Raw genomic sequence first — 12071 nt, 5'->3', positions numbered from 1 at the left:
GTACCTCCTGGCCTATGGCCTTCTCGGAATACCAGAACGAGATCTACACGGCCGGGCGCCACGGCGAGAATCCGCGGCTGCCGATAACGTTCGCCGATCTCGAGGCGGCGGCGTGCGCGTCGCTGCCGGCGTCGGTGTGGGGATATGTCGCCGGCGGCGCCGGTGATGAACACACCCAGCGGGAGAACGTCCGGGCCTTCGGACGCTGGGGAGTGATACCGCGAATGCTGGTAGCGCCCGCCGACCGCGATCTGCGCGTCGAACTGTTCGGCGTGACGTGGCCGGCGCCGGCGTTCCTGGCGCCTAACGGGGTGATCGGGGCGTGCGCCCAGGACGGCCACGGCGATCTGGCCTGCGCCCGCGCCGCGGCGCGCACCGGCATCCCGTTCATGGTCGGCACCCTGTCGGCTGATCCGATGGAGGACGTCGCGGCCGAAATGGGCGACACTCCCGCCTACTTCCAGCTGTACACCCCGCCGGACCGGGAGATGGCCGCCAGCTTGGTGCATCGCGCCGAAGCAGCCGGCTATCGGGGCATCGTGGTCACGCTCGACACCTGGGTGACCGGCTGGCGGCCCCGCGATCTGAGCGCCGGCAACTATCCGCAGGTGCCCAGCAGATGCCTGGCCAACTACACCAGCGACCCGGTCTTCCTGGCGGGCCTGCGGCCCGGCGAAGACCCCACCGAAGCCGCCGTGCGCACCCTGCCGATCTTCGGCGGCCCGTTCCGCTGGGACGATCTCGAGTGGCTGCGCGCCGAGACCGATCTGCCGGTGATCCCGAAAGGGATCTGCCATCCCGATGACGCGCGGCGGGCCAAAGACGCCGGCGTCGACGCCATCTATTGCTCCAATCACGGTGGTCGGCAGGCCAATAGCGGCGTTCCGGCGCTCGACTGCCTGCCCGGGGTGTTGGCGGCGGCAGACGGACTGCCGGTGCTGTTCGACTCCGGCGTGCGCAGCGGCGCCGACATCATCAAGGCGCTGGCGATGGGCGCCGCCGCGGTCGGCATCGGCCGCCCTTACGCCTACGGGCTGGCGCTGGGCGGCACCGACGGTGTCGTGCATGTGCTGCGCTCGCTGCTGGCCGAGGTGGACCTGATCATGGCGGTCGACGGTTACCCGGCGCGGGCGGACCTGACCCCCGATGCGCTGCGCCAGGTCGGATAATGACTACCTGCCCCCGGCGGTGGGTATGCACCGCTGATGGCTGACGGGCAAGCGCTGCTGGAGCGGTTCCCGCCGCAGGTGCTGCGCCAGTACGCGCTGATCGCCGACGGGGAGCGCGGGATCGTGGTGGGCCCGCGCGGCGACTTCTGCTGGATGTGCCTGCCGCGCTGGGACAGCCCCGCGGTGTTCAGCTCACTTCTCGGCGGCGCCGGTGTCTACGCCGTCACCCCGGAGTTGCGCTACGTGTGGGGCGGCCAGTACGAGGAGCGGTCGCTGATCTGGCGGTCCCGCTGGGTCACCACCGACGGTATCGTCGAATGCCGCGAGGCGCTGGCCTTCCCCGGCGACCCGCACACCGCGGTGGTGCTGCGCCGCATCCGGGCACTGGACCGCCCGGTCCGGATGCAGGTGGCGCTGCAGGTTCGGACCGACTTCGGCGCCACCGCCATGTCGGGACTGTCCTGCCGCGACGCCGTGTGGACCGGCCGGTCGGGCCCGCTGCGATTCCGCTGGTCGGGTGCCGAGCAGGCCCGCCGGCCCGGCGACGGATCGCTGCAGATGGTGCTCGACGTCGAGCCGGGCCGCGACCACGACCTGGTGCTCGAGCTGTCCGACCGCGAACTGCCGGACCGGCCGGCCGACGCCGCGCAGGCCTGGCTCGCCACCGAAACTGCTTGGCGCGAAGCGGTTCCGGAGTTCACCGGCACGCTGGCCGACGCCGACGCTGAGCGGGCCTACGCGGTGCTGCGCGGCCTGACCAGCACCGGCGGCGGGATGGTGGCCGCGGCGACGATGTCGTTGCCGGAGCGGGCCAAGGCCGGCCGCAACTACGACTATCGCTACTGCTGGATCCGCGACCAGTGCTACACCGGGCAAGCGATCGCCGCCGCCGGCCCGCTCCCTCTGCTGGATGACGCCGTCCGGTTCGTCACCGAGCGGGTGCTGGCCGATGGACCCGACCTGCGACCGGCTTACTGCGTCGACGCCGGCGCACCACCGCCCGAAAAAGATCTGCCGCTGCCGGGCTACCCGGGCGCCGCAGTCAAAACCGGCAATTGGGTGCGCGGGCAGCTTCAGCTCGACAACTTCGGGGAGGCGCTGCTGCTGCTGGCCGCCGCGGCCGGGCTGGACCGGGTGGACAGCACCCATTGGGGCGCGGTGCATGTCCTGGTAGATGCGATCGAAAAACGTTGCGGCGACGCCGATGCGGGCGTCTGGGAGCTCGATGACCGGCGCTGGGCGCATTCCCGGCTGATGTGCGCGGCGGGGCTGCGCCGCATCGCCGGCGTGGCATCGCTGGCCGAGGGCGCACGATGGCAGCAACTGGCCGACAAGCTGGTCGCCGATACCAGCACCGACTGCCTGCACCGCGACGGCAGATGGCAGCGCGCACCCGATGACGCGGGGATCGATGCGGCACTGCTGCTGCCTGGCCTGCGAGGAGCCGTACCCGTCGATGATCCCCGCACGGTAGCGACCCTGGCCGCGGTGCGCCATGACCTGACCCAGGACGGCTTCGTCTACCGCTACCGGCCCGACCAGCGCGAGCTCGGCCAGGCCGAGGGAGCGTTCCTGCTGTGCAACTTCGCGATGGCACTGGCAGATCACCAGCAGGGAAATGATCTTGCGGCGCTGCAGTGGTTCGAGCGCGGTCGCACCGCCTGCGGCCCGCCCGGCCTGCTCACCGAAGAGTACGACGTCGGCCAGCGCCAGTTGCGCGGCAACCTGCCGCAGGCGTTCACCCACGCGCTGCTGTTCGAGGCCGCGCACCTGCTGGCCGGCGACGTGATGGCTTGAGTGCCTACTTCAGTGACTGCCTGCGTTATGGCTTGAGCAGGATCTTCACCGCGCCCTCGCGCTTCTCCTGGAAGATCTGGTAGCCGCGCGGCGCCTCCTCCATCGGCAGCTCGTGGGTGGCGAAGGTGTCGACGCCCAGCGGGTCGGCGTCGGTGAGCAGCGGCATCAACCGGTCTACCCGCGGTTTGACGTTGGCCTGCCCCATCCGCAGCGTGATCTGCTTGTCGAACAGGGTGAACATCGGCAGCGGATCCAGCTTGCCGCCGTAGACGCCGACGATCGAGATGGTGCCGCCGCGGCGCACGATGTCGATCGCCGAGTACAGCGCGGCGAGCCGGTCGATGCCGGCCTTGCTGATCAGCGGCCCGGCGACCGCATCGGGCAGCAGCGAGCTGAGTTGCTGCACCGCCTTGGCGCCGCCGGAGCCGTGCGCCTCCATCCCGACGGCGTCGATCACCGCGTCGGTCCCCCGTCCGTCGGTGCGGTCGCGGATCACCTCGCCCAGATCGGATGCCTCACGCAGGTCGATGGTTTCGATGCCGCGGCGCGCCAGCCGGCCCAGCCGTTCTGGCACCAGATCCACACCGATCACCCTGTGCCCCTGGTGCGCGGCGATGCGGGCCGCCATGTCGCCGATCGGCCCAAGCCCCAGCACCGTCACCGAGCCGCCCTCGGGAATCTCGGCGTAGTCGACCGCCTGCATCGCGGTGGGCAGCACATCGGACAGGTATACAAACCGCGAATCCGGGGGCCCCTCCGGCACTTTGATGTGGGTGTAGGACGCCTGCGGCACCCGCAGGTACTGCGCCTGCCCGCCGGGAACCTGGCCGTAGAGCTTGGAGTAGCCGAACAGGGCGGCACCGGTGTCCTGCTCGCGCACCCGGGTGGTGTCGCATTGGGTCGGCAGGTCGCGACGACACATACTGCAATGCCCGCAGGCAATCTGGAACGGGATGACCACGCGATCGCCGGCCTTGAGGTTGGTGACCGCGCTGCCGACCTCGGCCACGATGCCCATCGGTTCGTGACCCAGGATGTCGCCCGGGTCCATGAACGCGCCGAGCACCTCGTAGAGGTGCAGGTCGGAGCCGCAGATGTTGGTGGTCGTCACCTCGATGACGGCGTCGGTCGATTTCTCGATCACCGGGTCGGGCACGGTGTCGACCTGGACCTTGCGTCTGCCCTGCCATGTCACTGCCCGCATTCGGATCGCCTCCGTCATGTCGTGAGAACACCGCCCGGCTACCCGCCCGCGCCTTGGCACAAACGCGTAGTTGTCGTCGGGCGAGCAGGGTTGCGGGGCGCTTCATCCGGGTACGCCGCGGAAACACAGATCGACCACTGCGCGAGGGAGTCCCCATGTTCGTTCACAACAAAGAGCTGCAGTTCGACCTCCGGGTCGAGCGGCCCGATCCGCGGTTCGCGATGCTGCTGCAGGAACAGTTCGGCGGAGAGAACGGCGAACTGAAGGCCGCGATGCAGTACTTCACCCAAGCGTTCGTCCTGCGCCGCAAAAACCCCAAGATGTACGACATGTTCATGGACATCGCAACCGAGGAGTTCACCCATTTGGAGATGGTGGGCAACCTGATCACCATGCTGCTCGACGGGCTCAACGACAACCTGAAGAACGCCAACGAGCGCTGCGACTGGATGCCCGCCGTCGCGAGCCGCGACGGCCGTGACCAGATCATTCACCAGGTTGCGCTCAACCCGCTGCACTTTGTAGAGAGCGGTGGCGGCCCGCATCCCAGCAATGCCGCCGGCACACCCTTCACCGGCGCCTACATCAACGCCAACGGCGACCCCTCGGTGGACCTGCGGAGCAATCTCGGGGCCGAGTCTCGGGCCAAGATCGTTTATGAATACCTCAAGCAGTTCACCGACGACCCGGGCGTGCAGGACACCCTGACGTTCCTGATGACCCGCGAGGTCGCGCATTTCCAGATGTTCACCGCAGCGCTCAACGAGCTGCCGGTCAACTTCCCGCCCGGGCAACTCCCCGGCGACGACCGTTTCCAGAACGTGGCGTTCAACATGTCCGAGGGCGAGACCAGCCGCGGGCCCTGGAACCAGGGCCAGGGGCCGTGGCCGAACGGCATGGAGTGGGAGTACGTGAAGAACCCGGCCAAGGACTGGCTGGGCGGCTCCACCCGGGAGAACCGCGGACCGCGGGACAACCCCGACGGCAGCCCCGCGGTAGCCGGTGAGAAACCGTTCACCCACGAACAACACCGTGCCACAACATAACCGGGGCACCTTGCTGCTGGAATCGCCCACCCGCGTGGGCGTTCCAGCGCTCGGTCGATGGTGGTTTCGACCTTAATCAATGTGATTGCGGGTTGCCCTGGGCGCATTTCGGGTAAGCCCCACCGATGAAAGAACGCGGTAACGAACCGTCCGATCACAAGACCTCGTTGGAGGACACCGTCGACCGACTCGACGCGAAAGCCGCCGAGGAATTCGAATCCGACGCCAGGGAAACCCCCAAACGCGGATCGCCGGACGAGCCACCGGATTAGGCGCTCGATGCCGACCGCCGGTCAGCTCGTCGGCGCGTCCGGCGGGTTGTCGGCAGCCCGGCCGCTCAGCCGGTCGCGCACATGGTCGACGGCAGCAGCGGCCACCCCCATGGTGTTCTGGGCCAGCCCGCCCGACGGGGCATTGGGGTGCGGCCGCGTCGGCGCGACCTTCTTGGCGGTCTGCAGTTTGCCGCCCAACTGCTCGAGGTCTCCGGCGCTGACCGCCGCTTTGAACCGCGGCCACACCAGATTCTCCTCGTAATCGATGTGTTCGCGGGCCGCCGTGATGAATTCGGCCAGCGCGCGGTGATATTCGGGTTCACCGGGACCGCCGTCTTCGAGCTGCTGCAGCAGCGCCTTGCCGGCCTCCTCCTGCGCGATGGCGTGGTCGGCCAACTCGTCGCCGTCGTCGAGCGCCGCTCGCACCGCAGGCCAGAACAGTTGTTCCTCGATGGCCTCGTGCTGCGACTCGGCGATCACCAGGTTGGTGACCATGGTCGCCAGGCCGCTCTGGTGCGCGCCTTCGCCCTGTGGCGCGCCGTCAAGCACCTGCAGCATGCCCAGCACGCTTTCGTGGTCGGCACGAAGAAAGGTCAATGCGTCCATGGGTTTTCCCTCCCGGCGATTCCTGGTCCGGTCGACGGCATACCCGCCTCGACCCGGCCGAAACCAATGCTGGTGACGTCGGCACGTTTCGCCGACGCCCTATCGGGTAACTGATCGGCTATGACGTCATTGTGGCTCGCCGATCGGATCGCGACATCACCGGCTTCGGGCAGCGCCGAAGATCTCCCCGGTTGCGCCGACGTGGTGGTGGCGGGTGCCGGGATCACCGGGCTGATGACCGCGGTTCTACTGGCCCGGGCGGGCCGTGAGGTGCTGGTGCTGGAAGCCCGGACCGTGGGTGCCTGCGCGACCGGCAACACCACCGCCAAAATCAGCCTGCTGCAGGCCACCCAGCTGTCGGCGATCTCGGCCAAGCAGGGCAAGCAGCTGGCCGCTGCCTATCTGGAGGGCAACCGCGCCGGCCAGGACTGGATCCTGTCCTTCTGCGCGTCGACGGGGGTCGCGGTGCAGCGTGAGGACGCCTACAGTTTCGCCCAGTCCGAACGCGGGGTGGCGGCGGCGCGCGCCGAGTATGAGGCCTGCCGCGCGGTCGATCTACCGGTGACCTGGGAGGCGCAGGCCGAGGTGCCGTTTCCGTATCACGGCGGGGTACGGCTGGCAGGGCAGGCGCAGTTCGATCCGATGCAGTTCTTGGACGCGCTGCGCGCCGAACTGCTGGCCGCCGGCGGCCAGCTGGTGGAACACACTCGGGTGCAACGGGTTTCCAGCGGAAGCGACGGCCTGCGACTCGATGTCGACGGCCCGCAGGGCCAGGCCGAACTGCGGGCCGCCCAGCTGGTGCTGGCCACCGGGATCCCGATTCTGGACCGCGGCGGCTACTTCGCCCGGGTCAAACCCAGCCGGTCATACTGCATGGCGTTCGAGGTGCCCGGTGAGATCACCCGCCCGATGATGATCTCCACCGATTCACCGACACGCTCGCTGCGTTACGCCCCGATCACCGGCGGCGAGCGCCTGCTGGTCGGCGGGGCGGGCCACACCGTCGGCCGCGCCAGATATCCCAGCGACGGACTGGCCGAGCTCGAGTCATGGACGCTCCGGCATTTCCCGGGCGCAACCCGCACGCACCTGTGGTCGGCGCAGGACTACGCGCCCATCGACGAGCTGCCCTATGTCGGTCCGATTCTTCCCGACAGCAACACCATCTACGTGGCAACGGGTTTCAACAAATGGGGCATGACCAACGGGGCGGCCGCCGCGCTGGTGTTGTCGGGCCGGCTGCTCGGGCAACGACCGGCCTGGGACCGGGCGTTCGCGAGTTGGAGCGCCCGCGAGCTACGCGGGCTGTCCACCGCCGTGGCGGCGAATCTCGAAGTCGGCTTCAATCTGGCGAAAGGCTGGATCACCCCGACGGCCCGCATCGGCCGGCACGGCCTGGGCGACGACGCCGCCGGCGTGGTCAGCGGACCGCCGTGGCACCTGCAGGCCCACTGCCGGGTGGACGGCGTCGAGCACCGCGTCTCGCCGGTCTGCCCGCACCTCGGCGGCATCGTCACCTGGAACGACGCCGATCGGGCGTGGGAGTGTCCGCTGCACGGCTCGCGCTTCGCTCCCGACGGCACGCTGCTGGAGGGCCCCGCCACCCGCGGCCTGACCGCCGGCAGCTGAGGTTCGCCCCCCGCGAGGGCGGGTAACCGTCCGCTGGGCGGTGAACGACGGCGGCACAACGATGGGATGAGCGGTGTGCATCATCGACCACGACATGCGCCTGATCGTGGCGAGCGCCAAGCTGGCATTCGTGGCCACCGTCTGCGAAGACGGCTCGCCCAACCTGTCACCGAAGGAGTCGTTGCTGGTCTACGGCGACGAGCATCTGGCGTTCATGCACATGGCGTCGCCGACCACGGTGGCCGACCTGCGCCGCGATCCGCGCATCGAGGTCAACGTGGTGGATTTTCTGCGTCGTCGCGGCTACCGCTTCAAGGGCACGGCGCAGCTGCGCCAGCCCGGTGACGAGGTCTACGAATGGCTGCGGCAGTGGGTGACCCGGACCCAGGGATCGCAGTTCCCCTGCCGCGAGGCGGTGCTGATCCGCGTCGAACGGGCGCTGCCGATCGCTTCACCGGCCTACATGTTCGGCGGCGCGCACGAATCTGAGCTGGTTGACACCTGGTCGGAGATCTACCGGCTGCGATGACATGCGTTTCCGGCGCGATGCCACCGGGTACTGCGCAGTGATGGGCTTCGACGTCGCTCAAGTGCAGAGCTGCCTTGCCGGTTTCGACTATCCGGGCACCGCGGAGCAGCTCGCCGACCACGCCCAGGACAACGGCGCCGAGCCGCAGCTGGTCGACACGCTGCGGGCGTTGAAGAAGGACAGCTTCGACGGCCCGGACGCGGTGATGTCATCGCTGACCGCCCAGAACGCGCTGGGCGGCTGAGGAGGGAACCGGCCGGCTACTCCAGCTGGTCGCGCAGTTTGCTCAAGGACTTGGCCAGCAGCCGCGACACGTGCATCTGCGAGATGCCGACCCGTTCGGCGATCTGCGTCTGGGTCATCGATTCGAAGAACCGAAGCACCAGCACGGTGCGTTCCCGTTCGGGAAGCGCCTCGAGCAGGGGCCGCAACGCCTCGCGGTCCTCGATCCGGTCCATCCCGGCGTCGATATCGCCGAGGGTGTCGGCGATCGAGCGGACGTCGTCCTCGTCGGAGCTGCCGCCGCTGTCGATGGACAACGTGTTGTAGGAACTGCCCGCCACCAGTCCTTCGACGACCTCCTCGCGGCTCATCTCCAACTCGCGGGCCAGTTCGGAGGCGGTCGGTGCCCGGCCCAGGCGTTGCGAGAGGTCGGCGGTGGCCGATCCGAGGCGCAGGTGCAGCTCTTTGAGCCGGCGAGGCACCTTGACCGACCAGCTGTTGTCCCGGAAATGCCGGCGGACTTCGCCCATGATGGTCGGGACCGCGAAAGAAACGAAATCCGAACCGGTTTCGACGTCGAAGCGCGTCACGGCGTTGACGAGGCCCACCCGCGCGACCTGGACCAAGTCGTCCCGCAGTTCGCCGCGCCCCTCGAACCGGCGGGCGATGTGGTCGGCCAGCGGCAGGCACCGCTCCACGATCTTGTCTTTGCGGTTCCGGAAATCAGGGGAACCGGATTCGTATTGGGCGAGCTCGCGGAACATGTCGCCGACGTCGGCATACTCCGATCCTGACTGCGAGCCGCTCTTGGCGGCGCCCCGGGTCACTGCCGGGATTCCGCCCGCCGGGTCGTCAAGGCAACGCCGAACACATCACCGGCGCTACCGGGTTCCTGGCCGTCATGGAAGGTCTGCACGTCGTCGACGAGCGAGGTGAGCACGTGCCAGCTGAAGCTGCCCGGCGTCAGCACCTCGCCGCCGGTGCCGGCGGCCGACGCCACGATCGTCACGTCGTCGTCTTTCGGGTCGATGACCACCCGCAGCGTGGCGTCCGGGGCGGCGCAGCGGATCAGCTGGGTACACAGCTCGTCGATCGCGAGCCGCAGATCGGCCACCGTATCGACGTCGAGATCCTCGAACGTCGCGATGGCGCCGACCACCATGCGCACCACGGCGAGGCTCTCCAGCCTGGGCGCCACCCGCAACTCGACGGCTCGCTCGCTGCACGACCGCAAGGTCGGGTCGCTGTGGATGTCGGTCATTGAGCCTCCCGGCGATGTCGGACCGAGACTACCGCTACCCGCCGACGGACTGTTCACGTCGTCAAATCCGCATGGTCGGCCGCCCGGAGGTTGGTCACGGGAACCCTGTACCCGATCTGCCGGCGCTCCAACCATGCGGATCCTGGAACACCGGGTCGACGACGGCCCGACCGGATAACCGGTCGGGCCGTGGTTTCTGCTAGCTCAACCGTTCGAATGCTGCCGCTGCAACTCGGGGTGGGCCAGCTGCCACTGCTGGTTCACCCGCCTGATCCGCCGGTGTTCCATCAGCAGCCACAGCGCCCCCAGGCCGGCGGCGAACACCGCGAGGGCGGCGACCGCCACGCCTTGCCGGTCGTGGCCGGTGGCGAACGCGGTCAGACAGCCGATCCCGGCGACCATGCCCAGCACCAGCAGGCTGTAACCGGGCCAACCCATGACGTCGATCACAGCACGGCCGGCGTGCGGCCGGGTCGTCCGGACATGGTCAACGGGGTCATGAAACGTATCGCCCATCGCTTCTTCCTTTCGTGAATGGTCCGCCCATCCGGAGGCCGCCTGGCCGAGCCCCCATTCGTGATGAACCCCGTGTGGTGAACCCGTCCGCAACCGAAAACTATCGTAAGCCGATGTGATCTAAATAACGCTCGACTTTCAGAAATCTCACAGCCACCCGGCAGCCTGCCGCGGGACTCCGGCCTGATCAGCGCATACCGCTGATCGGCCCCGCGCTCATAATCAGTACGAGAAGCATCAACGACATCAAAAACCAGCCGGCGCCCTGCCAACCCCACCAGGTGCCCCGAGCGCGCCACACTCGGTAGGTGCGCAGAAAAGCGCGCAGTCCACCGGCCGCGAAGACCACCGGTGACGCCGCGGCGAGCACGGCCCGGTACGGCCGTCCGCACGCCACCGTCTGCACCGACCCCGTACTCGCATCACAGGAGCTGGCCCACCATGCCGCCAGCAAGACGACCGCCACGCCGATCGCGGTGATCACGCCGGCGAACCTGACGGCCGAGCGAACCTCCGCGTCCTCCTGGCCCAGCCGGTCGCCCCCGGGGCGCGGTCGCATGGAGCGTTCCATGCCTCCACCGTCCGCGCTGATCGGCGCTGCGTCAAGATGATTCGACGTCAAGGTGATTCGACGTTTGAGCGAGCGAGCCGCCGGGAAGCCTTGCAGGTGTGGCGGGCCGACGGAGCACAGGGGCCCGTCACATCCACGAAATCCAGGGAGGGATTTTATGTCGGACCAAGAGAAGAGCGGGCCCGAAGAGGGCTTCCGCGGCGCCGTCGAGGGCGTCAAGGGCAAGGCCAAGGAAGCCGTCGGAACCGTGATCGGTAACGACGAGCTGGCCCGCGAGGGCAAGGCACAGCAGGACAAGGGCGAAGCGCAGCGCGACGCCGCCAAGCGCGAAGCCGAGGCCGAATCGGCCCGTGCCGGAGCGAAGGCGGCCGAGTCCCGCGAACAGTCCCACCAGTAGCCCGATTGAAGGCAGGCCCGGCCCGCTACGGCAGGCCGGGCCTGTCGCTGTGCGGTTACGCACGCCCCGGAGCGGGTAATGGTGCATTGAACGGCCTTGAAGAGCACTCGAGGGCGCTGGAGCACATCGGAGGGTTGGAGTCAGCGATGGAGATTCTGTTACTGACCGACCGGGACGAGTTCGAACAGACCCTGTCGGCCTTGCGCGTCTTCGGGCATTCGGTCGGCCGCGCGCCGCTCGCGGTGAGCCGGGCGGACTGTCGCGGCGCCGCAGCCGTGCTGGTGGACGGCTGCACCGAGCTGGCGGCCGCACGCGAGACCTGCCGGCGGCTGTGCGCCTGGGCGCCGTCGGCCGCCGTGCTGGCCGTGGTGGCCGCGGAAGATTTCGTCGCCGTCGACATCGACTGGCAGGTCGACGACGTGCTGGTCGCAACGGCCGGACCGGCCGAGGCACATGCCCGGCTACGGCTGGCGCTGGCGCGCCGACGTGAATCCGAGCAGAGCGCACTGCAATTCGGTGATCTGATCATCCGCCCCGGCAGCTACACCGCGGAGTTGTCCGGGCGCGAACTCGACCTCACCCTCACCGAGTTCAAGCTGCTGAACTATCTGGTCCGGCATGCCGGTCACGCGTTCACCCGCACCAGGCTGCTGCACGAGTTGTGGGGCGGTAAGGGCAGCCGGCGCAAGGTCGACGTCCACGTGCAGCGGCTGCGCGCCAAACTCGGCGCCGACCACGAGACGATCGTCGACACCGTTCGCGGCGTCGGCTACATGACACCGGAATCACCGCAACCGCAATGGGCCATCGCCAACTGAAGCCGACTGTCCAACCGAATCTGGAGTGCCAAGC

General features: G+C 68.6%; 15 protein-coding genes. 9 read left to right on the top strand and 6 right to left on the bottom strand.

Annotation, left to right across the window (positions count from 1 at the left end):
* Nucleotides 1–14: 14 nt before the first annotated feature.
* Complete coding sequence (locus ACAG20_RS06010) at nt 15–1169, top strand: alpha-hydroxy-acid oxidizing protein (RefSeq protein WP_370491917.1); 1155 nt, start codon at nt 15–17, stop codon at nt 1167–1169.
* A gap of 36 nt (nt 1170–1205) precedes the next feature.
* The gene (locus ACAG20_RS06005; RefSeq protein ID WP_112687404.1) at nt 1206–2966 is read left to right on the top strand and encodes a glycoside hydrolase family 15 protein; all 1761 of its coding nucleotides are present in this window, start codon (nt 1206–1208) and stop codon (nt 2964–2966) included.
* A gap of 25 nt (nt 2967–2991) precedes the next feature.
* Here the strand turns inward: ACAG20_RS06005 and ACAG20_RS06000 are convergent, their stop codons facing one another.
* Nucleotides 2992–4170, bottom strand: coding sequence for an alcohol dehydrogenase catalytic domain-containing protein (locus ACAG20_RS06000; protein WP_370491916.1), 1179 nt, complete (start codon nt 4168–4170; stop codon nt 2992–2994).
* 155 nt (nt 4171–4325) lie between these two features.
* Between ACAG20_RS06000 and ACAG20_RS05995 the strand changes: the two genes are divergently transcribed.
* Complete coding sequence (locus ACAG20_RS05995) at nt 4326–5216, top strand: manganese catalase family protein (RefSeq protein WP_370491915.1); 891 nt, start codon at nt 4326–4328, stop codon at nt 5214–5216.
* Nucleotides 5217–5341: 125 nt separating this feature from the next.
* On the top strand, nt 5342–5488 hold the full coding sequence (locus ACAG20_RS05990; RefSeq protein WP_370491914.1) for a hypothetical protein: 147 nt from the start codon (nt 5342–5344) through the stop codon (nt 5486–5488).
* 21 nt (nt 5489–5509) lie between these two features.
* Here the strand turns inward: ACAG20_RS05990 and ACAG20_RS05985 are convergent, their stop codons facing one another.
* On the bottom strand, nt 5510–6094 hold the full coding sequence (locus ACAG20_RS05985; protein WP_370491913.1) for a hemerythrin domain-containing protein: 585 nt from the start codon (nt 6092–6094) through the stop codon (nt 5510–5512).
* Nucleotides 6095–6214: 120 nt separating this feature from the next.
* On the opposite strand from ACAG20_RS05985, the gene ACAG20_RS05980 reads away from it, so the two are divergent.
* From ACAG20_RS05980 to ACAG20_RS05970, 3 genes are all read left to right on the top strand, one after another.
* Entirely contained in the window at nt 6215–7723 is a 1509-nt protein-coding gene (locus ACAG20_RS05980) for an FAD-dependent oxidoreductase (RefSeq protein ID WP_112687396.1), read from the top strand.
* A gap of 73 nt (nt 7724–7796) precedes the next feature.
* Nucleotides 7797–8252 (top strand): pyridoxamine 5'-phosphate oxidase family protein, encoded by a 456-nt coding sequence (locus ACAG20_RS05975; RefSeq protein WP_370491912.1) that lies wholly within the window; start codon nt 7797–7799, stop codon nt 8250–8252.
* A gap of 1 nt (nt 8253) precedes the next feature.
* The gene (locus tag ACAG20_RS05970) at nt 8254–8496 is read left to right on the top strand and encodes a DUF2795 domain-containing protein (protein WP_370491911.1); all 243 of its coding nucleotides are present in this window, start codon (nt 8254–8256) and stop codon (nt 8494–8496) included.
* A 16-nt stretch (nt 8497–8512) separates the two neighbouring features.
* Here ACAG20_RS05970 and ACAG20_RS05965 read toward each other — a convergent pair whose 3' ends face one another.
* The 4 genes from ACAG20_RS05965 to ACAG20_RS05950 form a co-directional block, all read right to left on the bottom strand.
* Nucleotides 8513–9301: an RNA polymerase sigma factor SigF gene (locus ACAG20_RS05965; protein ID WP_112687392.1), complete on the bottom strand. Its 789-nt coding sequence runs from the start codon at nt 9299–9301 to the stop codon at nt 8513–8515.
* Nucleotides 9298–9735 (bottom strand): ATP-binding protein, encoded by a 438-nt coding sequence (locus ACAG20_RS05960; protein WP_112687390.1) that lies wholly within the window; start codon nt 9733–9735, stop codon nt 9298–9300. The genes ACAG20_RS05965 and ACAG20_RS05960 overlap by 4 nt, the downstream gene beginning before the upstream one ends.
* Before the next feature lie 204 nt (nt 9736–9939).
* Nucleotides 9940–10251, bottom strand: a complete 312-nt coding sequence (gene usfY, locus ACAG20_RS05955) for a protein UsfY (protein ID WP_370491910.1) — start codon at nt 10249–10251, stop codon at nt 9940–9942.
* Between the two features lie 187 nt (nt 10252–10438).
* Nucleotides 10439–10822: a hypothetical protein gene (locus ACAG20_RS05950; RefSeq protein ID WP_370491909.1), complete on the bottom strand. Its 384-nt coding sequence runs from the start codon at nt 10820–10822 to the stop codon at nt 10439–10441.
* Between the two features lie 157 nt (nt 10823–10979).
* On the opposite strand from ACAG20_RS05950, the gene ACAG20_RS05945 reads away from it, so the two are divergent.
* Together ACAG20_RS05945 and ACAG20_RS05940 are read left to right on the top strand one after the other, a co-directional pair.
* Nucleotides 10980–11219 carry a CsbD family protein gene (locus ACAG20_RS05945; RefSeq protein WP_370491908.1) on the top strand — a complete coding sequence of 80 codons (240 nt, stop codon included), beginning with the start codon at nt 10980–10982 and terminating at the stop codon, nt 11217–11219.
* 146 nt (nt 11220–11365) lie between these two features.
* Nucleotides 11366–12037 (top strand): winged helix-turn-helix domain-containing protein, encoded by a 672-nt coding sequence (locus tag ACAG20_RS05940; RefSeq protein ID WP_370491907.1) that lies wholly within the window; start codon nt 11366–11368, stop codon nt 12035–12037.
* The last annotated feature ends 34 nt before the right edge of the window (nt 12038–12071 follow it).

Origin of the sequence: Mycobacterium sp. pW045 (genome assembly GCF_041287085.1) — a bacterium.
Taxonomy (GTDB): Bacteria; Actinomycetota; Actinomycetes; order Mycobacteriales; family Mycobacteriaceae; genus Mycobacterium; species Mycobacterium algericum_A.
Note: the sequence above shows the minus strand (reverse complement) of the source record. Positions and strands in the feature narration are given on the sequence as shown.